This window comes from Agromyces cerinus (assembly GCF_016907835.1).
Taxonomy (GTDB): Bacteria; Actinomycetota; Actinomycetes; order Actinomycetales; family Microbacteriaceae; genus Agromyces; species Agromyces nitratus.
This window is the reverse complement of record NZ_JAFBCT010000001.1, coordinates 2,814,061-2,829,504: the sequence shown is the minus strand read 5'-3', so window position 1 is coordinate 2,829,504 and position 15,444 is coordinate 2,814,061. Positions and strand designations below refer to the sequence as shown.

The window sequence follows — 15,444 nt, the reverse complement described above, 5'->3', positions numbered from 1 at the left end:
GGTGCGGAAGCCGCTCAGTGCGGCAGCACGAGCATGACGCCGAGCCCGACCATCACGACGGCGATCACGGCGTCGAGCACGCGCCATGCGCGGGGGCTCGAGAGCACGCCGCCGAGGAGCCGAGCCCCGTAGGCGAGGCCGAAGAACCAGACGAGGCTCGCGATGCCGGCACCCGCCGCGAACGCCCAGCGGCCGTCGCCGTGGGTGTTCGCGACCGAGCCGAGCAGGAACACCGTGTCGAGGTACACGTGCGGGTTCAGCCAGGTGAGCGCGAGGCAGGTCAGCACGGCTGCGGCGAGGCCGGTGCTCCGTCGGGCGAGCGTCGTCGTCGTGCCGGATGCCGCGGGGTCCGCGGGTGCCGCGGGTGTCCCGGCCCCGGCGTCCACGAGCCCCGCGGCATCCGCCTCGGCCGACTCGACCTCGCGCTCGGCCGACGCGGCCTCGAGCGTCTCGCCGCTCGGCCGGATCGCGCGACGCGCGGCGAGCAGCCCGTAGGCGACGAGGAACGCCGCGCCCGCCCAGCGGATGACGTCGACGAGCCACGGCACGGCAGTGAGCACGACGCCGATGCCCGAGACGCCGACCATGATGAGCGCGAGATCGCTCAGCGCGCAGATCGCGGCCACCGCGAAGACGTGCTCGCGCCGGATGCCCTGCCGAAGCACGAAGACGTTCTGCGCGCCGATCGCGACGATGAGCGAGAGGCCGAGGCCGAAGCCGGCGAGCACGGAGGAGAGGGGCACGGAACGACCGTAGGCGGCGAACGAGCTTTACTCCAGCTCAAGATTCTTCATCGGCATTAGCATGACTTCAGATGGAGATTCCGCTCGACCTCGCTCGCACGCTCGCCGTCGTCATCGACGAGGGCACCTTCGACGCGGCGGCCAGGCGACTGCGCATCACGCCCTCGGCGGTCTCCCAGCGCGTGAAGGCGCTCGAGCAGCAGCTCGGGCGGGTGCTCGTCGTGCGCTCGAAGCCGGTCAGGGCCACCGAGGCCGGGGCGCCGATCGTGCGACTCGCACGCCAGGTCGCGCTGCTCGAACACGACGCCCTCGCGGAGTTCGGGCTCGACGAGGCATCCGCTCGGCCGATCTCGCTCGCCCTCGCCGTCAATGCCGACTCGCTCGCGACCTGGTTCCTGCCGGCGCTCGCCCGCGTGGGGGAGCGCCACCCGGTCGTCTTCGACCTGCACCGCGATGACCAGGACTTCACCGCGGGGCTGCTCGAGTCGGGCACGGTGCTGGGTGCGGTCACCTCGCAGGCCGCGCCGGTGGCCGGATGCCTCGTGCGCCCCCTCGGCGTCATGCGCTACGAGGCGGTGGCGACGCCCGCCTTCGCCGAGCGCTGGTCGCTCGGGCCGGGCGAATCCGACGGTTCCGTCGTCGTCGCGCTCGCCGCCGCACCCGTCGTCGACTTCGATCGCCGCGACGACCTGCAGCGCGAGTACCTCACCGGCCGCGGCGTCGACCCGCATCGCCCGCCGCGGCACTACGTGCCGGCGTCGAATGACTTCGCGACGGCGATCAAGCTCGGCCTCGGCTGGGGCCTGCTGCCCGCGTTCCAGTCGTCGGTCGAACTCGAGCACGGTGGACTCGTGCGGCTCGGTGGATCACCCGTCGACGTGCCGCTCTTCTGGCAGCAGTGGAACCTGCGCTCCCCGCTGCTCGACGCGATCGCCGAGGCGGTCATCGCCGAGGCGCGGCGCGAGCTGCGCACCTGAGAGCCGGTGCTATGTGGGGTCTTCGATCTTGAATCCGACCTTGATCGTGACTTGGAAGTGGGCGACGGCGCCGTCTTCGATCTCTCCGCGCACCGAGACCACCTCGAACCAGTCCATGTTGCGTATCGTCGCCGATGCGCGGGCGATGCCGTTCTTGATCGCGGCGTCGATGCCGTCGGGTGACGTGCCGACGATCTCAGTGACGCGGTAGGTGTGGTTGGTCATGGTGCGCTCCTCTGGCGGGGGACGCCGTTGTACCCCCTGATGCCGACGTTACTCCGCGGAAGTCCAGACCCGCAGTTCGTCGATCGTGTGGAACCCGGCAGCCGTCGCCGCCTCGAGATCGTCGCCCGCCACACATCCGAGGCTCGCTCAGGCGAAGAGGCGCTGCAGGCGCTGCACGCCCTCGAGCAACGGGGCGTCGCCGAGTGCGTAGCTGAGGCGCAGGTACCCCGAGGGGCCGAAGGCCTCGCCGGGGACCGCGGCGACCTCGGCCTGGTCGAGGATCAGGTCGGCGAGCTCGAGCGAGGTCGTCGGCGTGACGCCGCCCCACTCGCGGCCGAGCAGGCCAGTGACGTCGGGGTAGACGTAGAAGGCGCCCTGCGGCACCGGCACGGTCATGCCGTCGATCTTCGAGAGCTCGGCGACGATCGTGCGGCGACGGCGGTCGAAGGCCCGCCGCATCTCCTCGACCGCGTCCTGCGGGCCGTTGAGCGCGGCGATCGCAGCGCGCTGCGAGATGTTCGACACGTTCGACGAGAGGTGCGACTGCAGGTTCGCGGCGCCCTTGATGACGTCGGCAGGGCCGACCATCCAGCCGAGGCGCCAGCCGGTCATCGCGTAGGTCTTCGCGACGCCGTTGACGAGGATCACCTGGTTCGCGAGCCCGGGCACCGCCTCGACGATCGAGACGGCACGCGGCGGCACGCCGTCGGGCTCCTCGGCGTAGGTGAGGTTCTGGTAGATCTCGTCGGCGACGACCCAGATGCCGTGCTCGAGCGCCCACTCGCCGATCTCGCGGGTCTGCTCGGGGGAGTAGACGGCGCCGGTCGGGTTCGACGGCGAGACGAACAGCAGCACCTTCGTGCGGTCGGTGCGGGCGGCCTCGAGCTGGGCGACCGTCACGAGGTAGCCCTGGTCGGAGCCCGCGAAGACGTCGACCTGACGGCCGCCGGCGAGCTTGATCGCCTCGGGGTACGTGGTCCAGTACGGCGTCGGCACGAGCACCTCGTCGCCCGGGTCGAGCAGCGTCTGGAACGCCTGGTAGACGGCCTGCTTGCCGCCGTTGGTGACGACGACCTGGCCGGGGGAGACCTCGAGGCCCGAGTCGCGCAGTGTCTTCGCCGCGACGGCCTCGCGCAGCTCGGGAAGGCCCGCCGCCGGGGTGTACCGGTAGTTCTTCGGGTCGTGCGTCGCCGCGAGCGCCGCCTCGACGATGTACTCCGGTGTCGCGAAGTCGGGCTCACCCGCTGCGTAGGAGATGACCGGGCGCCCCTCGGCCTGGAGGGCCTTCGCCTTCGCGTCGACCTTGAGGGTCGCGGACTCGGCGATGGCGGCGATGCGGGCGGAGAGGCGAGGGTGTTCGGTCACGGGACAAGCCTACGGCGCGCGGGCCGCGCATGACAGGGCGACGGATGCCACGAACCGAAGTCGCGGTCTCCGTCGCCCCGTTCGTGTCAGCGGCGGGCCTGGAGCTCCCGGCCGTGCACGGTGAGTGCGTAGATCACGAGGATGTCGAGCGTGAGCACGATGAGCGACCACCAGGGCTGCACGGGCAGCAGGAAGAGCTGGCCGACGGCGTTGAGGATCACGAGGATCACGGCCACCACGCGAGCCCACGTCGCGCCCGAGAAGAGGGCAGCGCCGATCAGTACGAGCAATGCGCCGCTGATCACGTGCCACCAGCCCCAGCCCTGCACGTCGAAGAGGAACAGTGCGCCTCCGCCGGTCGTGAGGTACGCGCTGTCCGGCATGGCGAGCGCGATGAACCCGTACAGCACGTCGAAACCGCCGGCGATGATGAGCATGATCGCTGCGAAGGCTCCCCAGCCGACCCAGCCGGTGACTTGCGTCTCACTCATGGTGCTTCTCCCTTGCGCATCGAAGCGGCGTCGACGCGATCTGCGACGGCGCAGATGGTGCTGGCGTCACGTTAGCGCGTGACGACAGAGCAGGGCAACGAATGGCGGGCGCGGCGCCGTGACGCATCGAGGTGAAGATTTCTCTGGGACGTGCGTCCCACTCTTGCTACGCTGCCCACGTGATGGCGCGAACCCGACGGGGTCTCCTCGCCGGAGTCGCGCTCACGGTGCTCGTGGCGCTCGGCGCCGGCATCGCCGTCGTGCTCGCCGACGAGCTCGGCATCCGCAGCGAACCGTCCGACATCCCTGCCGAGGTGCTGGCGGCCGCGCCCGAGATCCCGTCGATCGCTCCGCCTGAGTTCACGGCGATCACCGCGCCGCCCTCGCTCCGCATGGATCTCGCGGTCGACGAGCTGCGCGCCGCGGTCGCCGAGGCGGAGACCACCGACGGTTCCGCCGCCCTCGAGGTCGTCGTCGGCGAGGGCAGCGACGACGACGAGTCCTACCGCCTCGAGGGCACTCCCGACGCGCTGCGCGTGGTCGCGGCATCCGAGGCCGGCGCCGTGCTCGGCGTCTACGACCTCGCCGCCGCGGTGCGCGACCGCCGGAGCGTGGCCGAACGCCTCGGCGAGACGGTCGAGTCGCGACTCGGGTTCCGCATGGTCGACCTCGGTGCCGTCGGCGTGACCGTCGACGAGTCGGAGTGGGTGGCCGGCGACGACTACTCGCACAACTCGAAGGCCTTCGCCGACGTCATCCTCGCCGAGGCGCCCTACATCGACGAGACCGCGCTCGAGGTCGCCCGGGCGGACTTCGAGGCGTACGTGCGGCACGCGCTCGCCGAGGGGTACAACGCGATCGCGATCCCCGGGTTCGTCGAGTACCTCACCTTCTCGGGCGTCGGCGACGGCACCGAGGTCTACGACGCCGACGACACGCACGTCGCCCGCGCGCACGCCATGCGCGAGGCGTTCGGACCGATGTGGGAGTACGCCCACGACGCCGGGCTCGACGTGTACTTCCGCACCGACATGCTCACCCTCACGACGCCGCTCGAGGAGTACCTCGTCGACCGCTTCGGCAGCCTCGCGACCGAGGACCCCGAGTTCTGGGACGTCTACTCGGCGGGCCTCGACGAGCTCTACGCCGAGATGCCCTACCTCGACGGCGTGCTCATCCGCATCGGCGAGGCGGGCCGGGTCTACGACCTGCCGGGTTGGGACTACTACTCGAAGCTCGCGGTCACGACGGTCGACTCGGTGCGCGCCATGCTCACGGCCTTCACCGAACAGGCCGAGCGCGTCGACCGCGAGGTGATCTTCCGTTCGTGGAGCGTCGGCGTCGGCGCCGTCGGCGACATGCACACGAACGACGCCTCCTACGAGGCGGTGCTCGGCGGCATCGACTCCGATGCGCTCATCGTCTCGACGAAGTACACGCTCGGCGACTTCTACAGCCACCTGCCGCTGAACCACACCCTCGAGATCGGCGAGCAGCGCCGCATCGTCGAGTTCCAGAGCCGGCGCGAGTTCGAGAACTTCGGCGCGTTCCCGAACGACCTCGGGGTGCTCTCCCAGGAGGCGCTGCAACGGTTCATCGCCGCGAACCCGCACGTCGAGGGAATCTGGACGTGGACGCAGGACGGCGGACCCTGGCGCGCCGGCCCGCTCTCGCTCGAGCTGAAGGCCGGGTTCTGGCAGCTCTACGAGCTGAACACCGAGCTCACGGTCCGTCTCGCGCGCGACCCCGATGCCGACCCCGCCGCGATCACCGCCGACTGGGCACGGCGCTGGTTCTCGGGCGACCCGGCGACCGTCGCGGCGATCGGCGAGGCGATGTCCCAGTCGCGCGAGGCCATCACCGACGGGCTCTACATCGGCCCGTTCGCCGACCGCAGGGTCTTCGCGATCGGCCTCGAGCCGCCGCCCATGATGTGGATCTTCGAGTGGGACATCCTCACCGGCGACAGCGCCGTGCTCGACGTGATCTACGAGATCAGCCGCGACGAGCTCGATGAGGCGATCGCGGGCGGCGACCGCGCGATCGCCGCGGTCGAGCGCATGCAGTCGGCGATCGAGGCGACGGATGCCGCGAGCTGGCGCGACCCCGCACTGCGTACGGCGTTCCTCGACACCCTCGACTATCAGGCCAACACCTACGCCATGCTCGGCGACTACCGCGAGATGTTCCTCCGGCAGGCCGAGTGGCACGACACCGGCGACCCGGTCGCATTCGATCGGTGGGATGCCGCGCGGCGGGCGTTCGAGGCATCCGCCGCCGCTCACGAGGCCGCCTACGCCGGCGACCCGTACCTGCCCGCGTACAACCTCACGGCGGCCGAGCTCGGCGTCGAGCGCGCGGTGCGCGACCTGCCCATGGCGTGGGCGGCCAGGATCGCCCTCGTGCTGCTCGCCGTCTGGCTGGCCTACGGCATCGTCGGCGGCCGGAGGAGCGGCGGGTGGCCCGGGGCTCGGGCCGCGCGCGCGCTGTGGATCGCCGGCACCCGGCCGTGGCGCGCCCGGGAGGTCGTCGACGGGCTCGGCCGGCTCGACCGGGTGCTGCTCGCCGCCGTGCCCGCCGCCTTCCTCGTGGCGAGCCGCGGCATCCAGACCTGGTTCCTGGCACCGTCGCACCTGCTCGTGACCCTCGGCGGCTGGGCGGTGTTCGTCGGCGTGCTGTGGCTCGCGCTCGCTCGCCGCTCCGCGTGGCCGGTCGTCGCCGCCGTCGGAGGGGCCGCGCTGCTCCGCGTGGCGCTGCTCCTGGCCGTGCTCGCTCCGACCGGGCCGGGCGGGTACTGGTTCGAGTTCTGGACCAATCCCGTCGGACGCTCGGTGTACATCGCCTTGGCGTTCGCCGCATTCGGATGGGTCGTGGTCGCCGCCGCGTGGGCGATCGCCGTCGAGCGAGGAACGCTCTGGGCGACCGGCGCGGTCGGCGCGGGCGTCGGCGTCGTGCTCGCGGTGTTCGGCTCGCTGATCGGCCTGATCGGCCTCGAGGCGGCGCTCACCAGGTGGAACGACGAGATGGCCCTGTTGCCCTGGGGCCTCTCGCGCATCCTCGGCATCAGCGTCTACCTCGACATCCCGGCCGACACGGCATGGTGGGTCGCGATCGCGGGTGGCGTGCTCGTCGTGGTGGGCGCGATCTGCATCGCGCTGGCTCAGAGGTTCTGGCCGATGTCCCACAGCTTGTCGGGGCGGCCGTCGAGCGCCTCCGACACCGCGAGCGCCTGATCGTCGGAGAGCGAGGCGACGTAGTCGATCACGCCGCGACCGACCCCGAGGCGGCGCACATCGCCCGCTGCGGGGATCGGGACGTCGGCAGGGCGTTCATGGCGGACGGCCGCGTAGCCGTCGGTCGCGATCTCCACGAGCTCCTTCAGCCGCTGCGGCACCCGGTCGCGGTCGTGCTCGTCGGTCGCCCAGGCCGTGAGCCCCTTGACGGCGCGGGCGAGCACCCGGCTGAGTCCGCGCTGGTACATCACGATGTCGGCGCGGTCGAGGATGAAGTGGCGGTGCACGAACTTCAGGATCTCGACCTCGTGCCAGGCCTGTCGATCGAGGGTCACGAGGCCCGATCGCACGACGTCGCGCGGCGCGGGCACCACCGATGACTGCAGGTGGCTGATCCAGCGGTTCGTGAACGACGACAGCGCGCGCTCCGAGGCGATCGACCCGTCGAACGGCGTCGCCAGCAGGCCGTCGACGAGATCGTCGGCGACGACGTCGACCGCATCGGCGAACGCGTCGTCGTCGGCCACCCACGGGTCGTCGCGTGCGAACTTGCGGCGAAGCGCCTCGAGGGCGCTGCCTGCAGGGGCGGTGCGGGCTCCGAGCGCCGCCTCATCGAGCTGCCGCAGCTGCGACCCGCCCTCGATCCAGCCGCGGAACTCCCGCGCGACGGCGCCCTGGCTGAGCACGCCCGCCCGATAGAAGTCGTCGACGTCGTGGATCGAGTAGGCGACGTCGTCGGCGATGTCCATGATCGAGCACTCGAGCGACTGCTGCATCGGGGGCAGCCCGGCCCGGGCCTGCTCGAGGTCGAGGGCGTCGATGCCGTACGCCGAGTACTTGGGCACGTCCACGCCCTGTGCGGTGCGGCGAAGACCGCGTGGCAGCGGCCCGTCGCCGAACGACGTCGCATCGATGTACCGCGTCCACGGGTACTTCGCGACGGCCGTGCGCACCGCCGCGGTGAGGTTCAGCCCGCGCGGGGCGGCCTCGCTGACGTCGAGCGCGGTGAGGATGCGGTAGCTCTGCGCGTTGCCCTCGAAGCCGTCGACGAGTCCGAGCGTCTCGCGCGCGAGCCGGTCGAGCACGCGTTCGCCGAGGTGGCCGAACGGCGGGTGCCCGAGGTCGTGGGCGCTCGCCGCGGCCTGCACGACGACGGCGTCGCAGCCGTGCTCGAGTGCGAAGTCGCGGGCCGGCGACGCGGCATCCGTCAGCTTGACCGCGATCGCCCTGGCGACCGCGGTGACCTTGATGGAGTGCGTGAGCCGGTTGTGGATGAGGGGTCCGGCGCCCGGCTGCGCGATGACCTGCGTGACGGCGGAGAGCCGCGAGAAGTACGGCGAGAACCGGATGCGCTCGAGGTCGAGCCGGAACTGCGAGTGCTCGCCGGTGACCTCGGCGCTGCTGCGCGGCTCCGGTACGAGGCGCGATGCGCGGTCGATCGTCATGCGCCCAATCTAGGCCGAGCGCCCCGTCGATGCGCGGAACCAGCACGCCGACCCCCTCGTCGAGGCGCCCGACTCGGATGCCTCGGAGCGGTCGCCGAGGGCGGGGCATCCGCTCGGCTTTACTCTGCCTGCGGCGTCGCATACACTTGGTGAGGTTGTTGAAGTCAGCCAAGATTCATTGCGCCTATTTTCGGGCATTCACCTGGTGAGAAACGCAGTGAATCGTGGCGCTCGGCAACCAAGTGGAACAGCCCCGGTCACCCGGTCGTTCCATAGGGCGGTGGCTCAATTGGTAGAGCAGCGGTCTCCAAAACCGCAGGTTGCAGGTTCGAGTCCTGTCCGCCCTGCGAGCCGGCAGTGATTGCCGGCCCACGAAAGGTGTACGAGGTGGCACGAAAAGTAATCGACGAACCGAGTGAAGACGTCGTCGCCAACGCGAAGCGCGATCGCGCCGCGCGTCGGAACCCCTTTTCGCGCGTCGCCCTGTTCATCCGGCAGGTCATCGCCGAGCTGAAGAAGGTCGTCACGCCGACCCGCAGGGAGCTCGTCAGCTTCACGGCTGTGGTGCTCGTGTTCGTCATCATCATGATGGCGATCGTGTGGGCGTTCGATCAGGTGTTCGGCTGGCTGGTGCTGTACGTCTTCGGAACACCGGGGGTCTGATCGGACCTTCGGGTTCGACGGATCCGGTTCGCCGCTGGCGCACCGGAGAAAAGGATTGAGAGAAGTGTCAAGGACTGAGCGCGACGACGTCGACTGGGCCACGGCTGCTGAGCAGTCGGCCGAAGACGACGAGGCGCAGACGGGCAACACCCTCGAGCACGAAGAGGAGTCGGTCGAGCCGGCCGAGCAGCGTGCCGTGCACGTCGTCGATGACGAGGGCAACGAGGTCGACCTCGACGCCGTTCTCGACGCGATCGCCGAGTCGAGCGACCCCGAGGCTGACGCCGTGGTCGACGACGCACTCGACATCGACTCGGTCGAAGAGGCCGAGGCCGCCGTCGAAGCCGTCATCGAGGAAGACGAAGAGCAGGCCGACCCGTACGCGGAGTTCCGCGCCGAGCTCCGCTTCCTCCCCGGCAAGTGGTACGTCATCCACTCCTACGCGGGCTTCGAGCGCCGCGTGAAGGCGAACATCGAGCAGCGCCGTGAATCCATGGCGATGGCCGACTACATCTACCAGGTCGAAGTGCCGATGGAAGACGTCGTCGAGATCAAGAACGGCCAGCGCAAGATGGTCACGCGCGTCCGCATCCCCGGCTACGTGCTCGTGCGCATGGACCTCAACGAGGACTCGTGGTCGGTCATCCGCCACACGCCCGGTGTCACCGGCTTCGTCGGCAACGCGCACAACCCGACCCCCCTCCGCTTCGAGGAGGCCTTCGGCATGCTGAAGAGCCTCGTCGAGATCAAGGACGTCGCCCCCGTCAAGGGTGCGAAGGCCGGCGCCGGTACCGGTGCCGCCCGTGCGATCCCCGCCGAGGTCGACTTCGAGGTCGGCGAGACCATCACGATCAAGGACGGCTCGTTCGCGGGCCTGCCCGGCACGATCAGCGAGATCAAGCCCGAGAGCGGCAAGCTCATCGTGCTCGTCTCGCTCTTCGAGCGCGAGACCCCGGTCGAGCTCAGCTTCGACCAGGTCACCAAGCTCTAACACCTCCCAGACAGCACGCAGCGGCCCTCCGGTACAATCGGAGGGTTGTGCTGCGTCTGGCACACAGATCACCGCATCCCGGAACGGCCGGGTTGCGGGAGAGTGCCCCGGCAACCGGGGCGTTCGAACAGAAAGAGAGAAATCATGGCACCGAAGAAGAAGGTCACCGGTCTGATCAAGCTTCAGATCAAGGCCGGCGCCGCGAACCCGGCCCCGCCCATCGGCCCGGCCCTGGGTCAGCACGGCGTGAACATCATGGAGTTCTGCAAGGCCTACAACGCGGCGACCGAAGCCCAGCGCGGCAACGTCATCCCCGTTGAGATCACGGTCTACGAAGACCGTTCGTTCACCTTCATCCTGAAGACCCCGCCCGCCGCAGAGCTCATCAAGAAGGCTGCCGGCGTCGCAAAGGGCTCCGGCGTTCCCCACACCACCAAGGTCGGCAAGCTGACCCAGGCACAGGTGCGCGAGATCGCCGAGTCGAAGATGGTCGACCTCAACGCCAACGACCTCGACGCAGCGTCGAAGATCATCGCGGGCACCGCTCGCTCGATGGGCATCACGGTCGAATAGGCCCCGTCTCGCCGGTCGAGTCGCGCTAATCGCGCAGCGAGACCTCGAGACCGACGGGTGCCACGAGGCATCCGTTCACCAGAACTCAGCATTCAGTGGCAGCGCCCGCCAGGCGCAGATGACCACACTCTCTCAAGGAGAAGCAACATGGCAAAGAAGTCCAAGGCCTACCGCGCCGCGGCCGACAAGATCGAAGACGGCAAGTTCTACACCCCGACCGAGGCAGTGGCCCTCGCGAAGGAGACCGGCTCCGCGAAGTTCGACTCGACCGTCGAGGTCGCGCTGAAGCTCGGCGTCGACCCCCGCAAGGCGGACCAGATGGTGCGCGGCACCGTCATCCTCCCGCACGGCACCGGCAAGACCGCCCGCGTCATCGTGTTCGCGACCGGCCCCGCTGCCGAAGCTGCCATCGCGGCCGGCGCTGACGAGGTCGGCGGCGCCGAGCTCATCGAGAAGGTCGCCGGTGGCTACACCGCGTTCGACTCGGCGGTCTCCACCCCCGAGCTCATGGGCCAGGTCGGCCGTCTCGGCAAGGTGCTCGGCCCGCGCGGCCTCATGCCCAACCCGAAGACCGGCACCGTGACCCCGAACGTGGGCCAGGCCGTCTCCGACATCAAGGGCGGCAAGATCGAGTTCCGCGTCGACAAGCACGCCAACGTGCACTTCGTCGTCGGCAAGGCCTCGTTCTCGCAGGAGCAGCTCGAAGAGAACGCCAAGGCGGCTCTCGAAGAGGTTCTGCGTCTGAAGCCGTCGAGCTCGAAGGGCCGCTACATCCAGAAGGGCGCCGTGTCGACCACGTTCGGCCCCGGCATCCCGCTGGACGTCAACGCCATCTAGTCTCACCGCAGACTGCACACGAAGGGCTCGCCGGTTCGCCGGCGGGCCCTTCGTCGTTCACCGAGGATCGATGAGTGGATACCATCCAGTCATGAGGGAGCGTACAACGGCGATCCTCGCGGGCATCGGGGTCAGCGTCGTCGCGATCGGCAGCGGCATCTGGTTGGCGCGCCTCGGCGCATGGGGGCTCGTCGCCTTCACGGTCGTGCTGGCCGGCGGCGTCGTCGGGTTGCTCGTGCACCACGAACGGCACCGACCGGCGGATCCTGTCGACGAGGACGACGGCGATCGGCACCACGGCTACGAATGGTCGCCGTGAGCCCCGGCCCTTGCGGGGCCCATCGGTTCGGCGGTACCTTTCCCGCACGACCGACGGGCGCCGGCGCCGACCCGAGTGGGACGCGGCCGGCGGGGGAGTGACATGACCGCGTCCAGCGCACTCGACGCGGGCCGCGCGGCCGCAACCGAGCGGCGCTGGGCCGATGCGTACGAGCAACTGGCCGGAGTCGACGCCACTGACGGGCTCGGGGCATCCGATCTCGAACTGCTCGCGACCGCCGCGCTGCTGCGAGGGGAGCCGCAGGCCTCGGGCGAAGCATGGTCGAGGGCGTACGAGGCCCACCTCGCCGCCGACGACCCGACGGGGGCCGCTCGCTCGGCGAGCTGGCTGGCCCTGCAGTTGATCGAACTGGGTGACTTCACGCGAAGCGTGCTCTGGGCCGCCCGCGCGATGCGGCTCACGGCCGCGATGCCGCACCCGGGCGCGCTCGCCGGATTCGTGAGAATGGCGCCGGCCGTCGCGCAGCTCGGCAGCGGCGATCCCTTCGAGGCGAGGCATCGGTTCGAGGAGGGACTCGCGATCGCCGAGCGTCATGACGACCGCGAACTCGTCGCGCTCACGATGCTCGGCCTCGGCAAGTCCCTGATCGAGACCGGCGCCATCGAGGAGGGATTCGCGTGCTTCGACCGCGCCATGGCCGCGGTCGAGGCCGGTGACGTCGCGCCGGTGCCGACTGGTGTCATCGCCTGCGCCCTGATCTCGGACGCGATGATGGCGTTCGACCTCGACCGTGCCACGGCATGGACCGGGGTGCTCGATCGCTGGTGTCGGGGCCAGCCCGAGTTGATCACGTTCAGCGGGCAGCGCCATGCGCTCGAGGCCGCACTGCTGCTGTTGCGCGGCGCGTGGGCCGAGGCGTCGAATGCCGCCGAACTGGCCTTGTCGCGCTTCCGTGCTGGTGACTATCGCGCCGTCTACGGTGCGCCGTACCAGCTCGCCGAGCTCGGGCGGCTGCGCGGCGCCTTCCACTCCGCCGAGGCGTTGTACCGCCGTGCCGGCGAATCGGGGTGGGAGCCGCAGCCGGGACTCTCGCTGCTGCATCTCGCCGTCGGGAGGACTCGGCTCGCCCAGGACGAGATCCGGCGTACCGTCGCGGGCTCCGACCCGTTCACGCGCCGGTTCCTGCTCCCGGCGTTGGTCGAGATCGAGATCGCCGCGGGCGATCTCGAGGCGGCTCGCCGGGCCGTCGGCGAGCTCGGTGAGGCGAGCGGGCAATCACCGCCCCCGATGCTCGTCGCGACCGTCGCGGATTCCGAGGCGCGCGTGCTGCTCGCCGAGGCGGCGCCCGCAGCGGCGCTCGACGCCGCTCGCGCCGCGGCCGAGGCGTGGCTGGTGCTCGGTGCCCCGTTTGAACGTGCGCGCAGCATGGTGTCGGCCGGGCGCGCCCTGCTGGCCCTCGGCGACCGCGATGCCGGGCTCGCGGAGTTCCGGAGCGCACGCGAGACGTTCCTCGCCCTCGGCGCCGATCCTGATCTCGTCGTGCTCGAGCAACTGGTCGGAGAACGGCGCGGCGGGGCGCTCACGCCACGTGAGCTCGAGGTGATCCGCTTGGTGTCGAGGGGGCTCACCAATCGCGCCATCGGTGCGCAGCTCTCGCTCAGCGAGAAGACGGTGGCGCGCCACATCGCCAACATCTTCGCCAAGCTCGAGCTCTCGTCGCGTGCTGCGGCGACCGCGTACGCCTACGAGAAGGGCCTCGCCTGACGGGGTCGCCGCGCTCAGACCGTGACGGTGAAGCCGTGCTCTCCGGTCGGCTCGAGGTCGCTCGTGATCATCGTGGTGACGCTCGCCCCGGGCGGTCCCTCGTCGAACCAGCCGAGCATGGCGTCGATCGCCGGCGGCTCGCCTTCGATCTCGGCCTCGACCGCGCCGTCGGAGCGGTTGCGCACCCAGCCCGACACGCCGAGCCGTTGCGCCTCGACGCGGGCGCTGAACCGGAACCCGATGCCCTGCACCTGGCCATGCACCACGACGTGCCGGCGAATCGCGTCCATGCGGCAACGATATTCCCGCACGGGTTCGTGCGCGAGCGGCGGCACCGATCTGCATAGTTCTGACCATGCGGTCTGCGAACGAAGATGCGCGGTTCGGTCGACGCGGGCGTGGGGATGCCGCGCCTACCGTTCAGGCATGGACATCCCGCTCCTCGCCGGCACGATCTCGACCGTGGTCTTCGCGGTCAGCAATCTGCCGATGCTGCGCAAGGCCCTGCGCACGCGGGATGTCTCGTCGTACAGCCTCCCGAGCATGATCATGATCAACGCGGCGAACGTGCTGTACTCGCTCTACGTGTTCACCCTGCCGTTCGGCCCGATCTGGGGCCTGCACACGTTCTATCTCGTCTCGTGCGGCATCATGCTCGTGCTGTGCCTGCGCGCACGGCGCTCTGCCGCCGCACAGCGTACGGGCCGGTCACGCCGGCTCCGACGCGTCGAGCCCGGCGCAGATCAGCTCGGCGAGCGCCCTCAGATCGAACCCGGCGTCGTCGCCTGATTCGTGTTCGGCGTGCGGCTTGATCGACAGGATCGCCACCCATGCGGCGGCGGCGGTATGGAGTGCGCGCGATGCGATCGGGCGCAGGACGCTGCCGCGCAGCACGCGCTCGACGATCGCCTGCACGTGCAGGCGGTGCTCGCGCAGCCGTGCACGCACCTCGGGATGCGTGCGCTGCTCTCGCCAGATGATCACCCGCAGCACCTCGGAATCGGCCTGCAGCTCCGAGAGCCGTCCGGCCAGGTTCAGCAGGGCGCTCACGGGGTCGCCGGGCGCGACGAGGGCGTTCGGGTCGATCGGTCCGAGATCGAGGCGCTCGGTGACGAGCGCGCGAAGCAGGTCGGCCTTCGCCGGGAAGTAGTAGAAGAGCAGCCCCTTGGGCACGTCGGCGAGCGCGGCGACGGTCGAGGTCGGCGTCGCGTCGAAGCCCCGGTCGGCGAAGAGCCGTTCGGCGGCATCGAGAATGCGTTCACGAGCGCTCCGATGCTCCGGCACCAGCAGCCTCCACGGGGTCGGGAGGACGGCAGCGGGGAACTGCCGTCCTCGGTCAGCGGATCAGTGAGTGACGGCGTCGTGATGTGCGCGCATGCTCGGCCGGATCGCCAGCGCGGCGACGACCACCGCGACCGCGCCGCAGATCCACGACATCCACGCGGCACCGAAGGTCATGGTGTCCACGTATCCGCCGAACCACGGCGAGACGATCAGCAGGAGGCCGATGGCGCCCTGCACGTACTCCATCGCGACCATGCCGGGCCATGCCAGGTTGACGAGCCCTGCGACCGCGAGTGCGATACCGAGCACGACCATGATCGCGACGGACGAGCCCATCGGAGCGAGGAACATCGTCGAGAGTGCCACGGCGAGACCGGCGGCGACGGCCACCCAGTCTTCCCATCGCGTCCACTTCTTCATAGAAACCAGCCTCCTCAAGGTCGGTGGCTCCCATCCGGGGGTCACTTCCACGGTAGATCGCTTTGACCGGGCGGTCAATCAGGAAATCCGACCGGCGTCCGGAGTTCCGAGCCCGGGCAGCCGAGTGGCGGGCAGGGAGCGTGCGCTCGCCTG

Annotated in this window: 17 protein-coding genes and 1 tRNA gene; 10 read left to right on the top strand and 8 right to left on the bottom strand. The window is 70.1% G+C overall.

The window, feature by feature from the left end; translation table 11 throughout:
• Positions 1 to 14: 14 nt before the first annotated feature.
• Positions 15 to 743 (bottom strand): LysE/ArgO family amino acid transporter, encoded by a 729-nt coding sequence (locus JOE59_RS13195; protein WP_204461113.1) that lies wholly within the window; start codon positions 741 to 743, stop codon positions 15 to 17.
• Positions 744 to 814: 71 nt separating this feature from the next.
• Here JOE59_RS13195 and JOE59_RS13190 point away from each other — a divergent pair, with 71 nt between their 5' ends.
• Positions 815 to 1,720: a LysR family transcriptional regulator ArgP gene (locus JOE59_RS13190; RefSeq protein ID WP_204461112.1), complete on the top strand. Its 906-nt coding sequence runs from the start codon at positions 815 to 817 to the stop codon at positions 1,718 to 1,720.
• A 9-nt stretch (positions 1,721 to 1,729) separates the two neighbouring features.
• Here JOE59_RS13190 and JOE59_RS13185 read toward each other — a convergent pair whose 3' ends face one another.
• The 3 genes from JOE59_RS13185 to JOE59_RS13175 form a co-directional block, all read right to left on the bottom strand.
• The gene (locus tag JOE59_RS13185) at positions 1,730 to 1,945 is read right to left on the bottom strand and encodes a dodecin (RefSeq protein ID WP_179552052.1); all 216 of its coding nucleotides are present in this window, start codon (positions 1,943 to 1,945) and stop codon (positions 1,730 to 1,732) included.
• Between the two features lie 147 nt (positions 1,946 to 2,092).
• Entirely contained in the window at positions 2,093 to 3,310 is a 1,218-nt protein-coding gene (locus JOE59_RS13180) for a pyridoxal phosphate-dependent aminotransferase (RefSeq protein ID WP_204461110.1), read from the bottom strand.
• An 86-nt stretch (positions 3,311 to 3,396) separates the two neighbouring features.
• Entirely contained in the window at positions 3,397 to 3,801 is a 405-nt protein-coding gene (locus JOE59_RS13175; protein ID WP_204461108.1) for a DUF7144 family membrane protein, read from the bottom strand.
• A 182-nt stretch (positions 3,802 to 3,983) separates the two neighbouring features.
• Here JOE59_RS13175 and JOE59_RS13170 point away from each other — a divergent pair, with 182 nt between their 5' ends.
• Positions 3,984 to 7,034: a hypothetical protein gene (locus tag JOE59_RS13170; protein WP_239561057.1), complete on the top strand. Its 3,051-nt coding sequence runs from the start codon at positions 3,984 to 3,986 to the stop codon at positions 7,032 to 7,034.
• Here JOE59_RS13170 and JOE59_RS13165 read toward each other — a convergent pair.
• Positions 6,962 to 8,479: a deoxyguanosinetriphosphate triphosphohydrolase family protein gene (locus tag JOE59_RS13165; protein ID WP_204461106.1), complete on the bottom strand. Its 1,518-nt coding sequence runs from the start codon at positions 8,477 to 8,479 to the stop codon at positions 6,962 to 6,964. The genes JOE59_RS13170 and JOE59_RS13165 overlap by 73 nt on opposite strands.
• Before the next feature lie 274 nt (positions 8,480 to 8,753).
• On the opposite strand from JOE59_RS13165, the gene JOE59_RS13160 reads away from it, so the two are divergent.
• From JOE59_RS13160 to JOE59_RS13130, 7 genes are all read left to right on the top strand, one after another.
• A tRNA-Trp gene (locus JOE59_RS13160) sits at positions 8,754 to 8,826 on the top strand.
• Between the two features lie 40 nt (positions 8,827 to 8,866).
• On the top strand, positions 8,867 to 9,142 hold the full coding sequence (secE, locus tag JOE59_RS13155; protein ID WP_204461101.1) for a preprotein translocase subunit SecE: 276 nt from the start codon (positions 8,867 to 8,869) through the stop codon (positions 9,140 to 9,142).
• Between the two features lie 64 nt (positions 9,143 to 9,206).
• Positions 9,207 to 10,133: a transcription termination/antitermination protein NusG gene (nusG, locus tag JOE59_RS13150; protein WP_204461099.1), complete on the top strand. Its 927-nt coding sequence runs from the start codon at positions 9,207 to 9,209 to the stop codon at positions 10,131 to 10,133.
• Between the two features lie 144 nt (positions 10,134 to 10,277).
• On the top strand, positions 10,278 to 10,706 hold the full coding sequence (gene rplK / locus JOE59_RS13145) for a 50S ribosomal protein L11 (protein WP_022891467.1): 429 nt from the start codon (positions 10,278 to 10,280) through the stop codon (positions 10,704 to 10,706).
• Positions 10,707 to 10,853: 147 nt separating this feature from the next.
• On the top strand, positions 10,854 to 11,543 hold the full coding sequence (gene rplA / locus JOE59_RS13140) for a 50S ribosomal protein L1 (RefSeq protein ID WP_179552057.1): 690 nt from the start codon (positions 10,854 to 10,856) through the stop codon (positions 11,541 to 11,543).
• Positions 11,544 to 11,634: 91 nt separating this feature from the next.
• Positions 11,635 to 11,862: a hypothetical protein gene (locus tag JOE59_RS13135; protein WP_204461096.1), complete on the top strand. Its 228-nt coding sequence runs from the start codon at positions 11,635 to 11,637 to the stop codon at positions 11,860 to 11,862.
• A 102-nt stretch (positions 11,863 to 11,964) separates the two neighbouring features.
• Positions 11,965 to 13,587 (top strand): helix-turn-helix transcriptional regulator, encoded by a 1,623-nt coding sequence (locus JOE59_RS13130; protein ID WP_204461094.1) that lies wholly within the window; start codon positions 11,965 to 11,967, stop codon positions 13,585 to 13,587.
• Between the two features lie 14 nt (positions 13,588 to 13,601).
• Here JOE59_RS13130 and JOE59_RS13125 read toward each other — a convergent pair whose 3' ends face one another.
• On the bottom strand, positions 13,602 to 13,877 hold the full coding sequence (locus tag JOE59_RS13125) for an acylphosphatase (protein WP_204461092.1): 276 nt from the start codon (positions 13,875 to 13,877) through the stop codon (positions 13,602 to 13,604).
• Between the two features lie 136 nt (positions 13,878 to 14,013).
• On the opposite strand from JOE59_RS13125, the gene JOE59_RS13120 reads away from it, so the two are divergent.
• Entirely contained in the window at positions 14,014 to 14,376 is a 363-nt protein-coding gene (locus JOE59_RS13120; protein ID WP_204461089.1) for a PQ-loop domain-containing transporter, read from the top strand.
• On the opposite strand, the gene JOE59_RS13115 is transcribed toward JOE59_RS13120, so the two are convergent.
• Together JOE59_RS13115 and JOE59_RS13110 are read right to left on the bottom strand one after the other, a co-directional pair.
• Entirely contained in the window at positions 14,296 to 14,871 is a 576-nt protein-coding gene (locus JOE59_RS13115) for a TetR/AcrR family transcriptional regulator (protein WP_204461086.1), read from the bottom strand. The two genes, JOE59_RS13120 and JOE59_RS13115, sit on opposite strands and share 81 nt — an antisense overlap.
• Before the next feature lie 60 nt (positions 14,872 to 14,931).
• A complete protein-coding gene (locus JOE59_RS13110; RefSeq protein WP_204461084.1) occupies positions 14,932 to 15,291 on the bottom strand; it encodes an SPW repeat domain-containing protein in 360 nt (119 codons plus the stop codon).
• Positions 15,292 to 15,444 lie beyond the last annotated feature (153 nt).

Bases quoted from the DNA above. Each gene is read 5' to 3' on its own strand.
- JOE59_RS13190 (WP_204461112.1), top strand. From the start codon at position 815: ATGGAGATTCCGCTCGACCTCGCTCGCACGCTCGCCGTCGTCATCGAC.
- JOE59_RS13185 (WP_179552052.1), bottom strand. From the start codon at position 1,945: ATGACCAACCACACCTACCGCGTCACTGAGATCGTCGGCACGTCACCC.
- JOE59_RS13175 (WP_204461108.1), bottom strand. From the start codon at position 3,801: ATGAGTGAGACGCAAGTCACCGGCTGGGTCGGCTGGGGAGCCTTCGCA.
- JOE59_RS13170 (WP_239561057.1), top strand. From the start codon at position 3,984: ATGGCGCGAACCCGACGGGGTCTCCTCGCCGGAGTCGCGCTCACGGTG.
- JOE59_RS13165 (WP_204461106.1), bottom strand. From the start codon at position 8,479: ATGACGATCGACCGCGCATCGCGCCTCGTACCGGAGCCGCGCAGCAGC.
- rplK (WP_022891467.1), top strand. From the start codon at position 10,278: ATGGCACCGAAGAAGAAGGTCACCGGTCTGATCAAGCTTCAGATCAAG.
- rplA (WP_179552057.1), top strand. From the start codon at position 10,854: ATGGCAAAGAAGTCCAAGGCCTACCGCGCCGCGGCCGACAAGATCGAA.
- JOE59_RS13135 (WP_204461096.1), top strand. From the start codon at position 11,635: ATGAGGGAGCGTACAACGGCGATCCTCGCGGGCATCGGGGTCAGCGTC.
- JOE59_RS13130 (WP_204461094.1), top strand. From the start codon at position 11,965: ATGACCGCGTCCAGCGCACTCGACGCGGGCCGCGCGGCCGCAACCGAG.
- JOE59_RS13125 (WP_204461092.1), bottom strand. From the start codon at position 13,877: ATGGACGCGATTCGCCGGCACGTCGTGGTGCATGGCCAGGTGCAGGGC.
- JOE59_RS13120 (WP_204461089.1), top strand. From the start codon at position 14,014: ATGGACATCCCGCTCCTCGCCGGCACGATCTCGACCGTGGTCTTCGCG.
- JOE59_RS13110 (WP_204461084.1), bottom strand. From the start codon at position 15,291: ATGAAGAAGTGGACGCGATGGGAAGACTGGGTGGCCGTCGCCGCCGGT.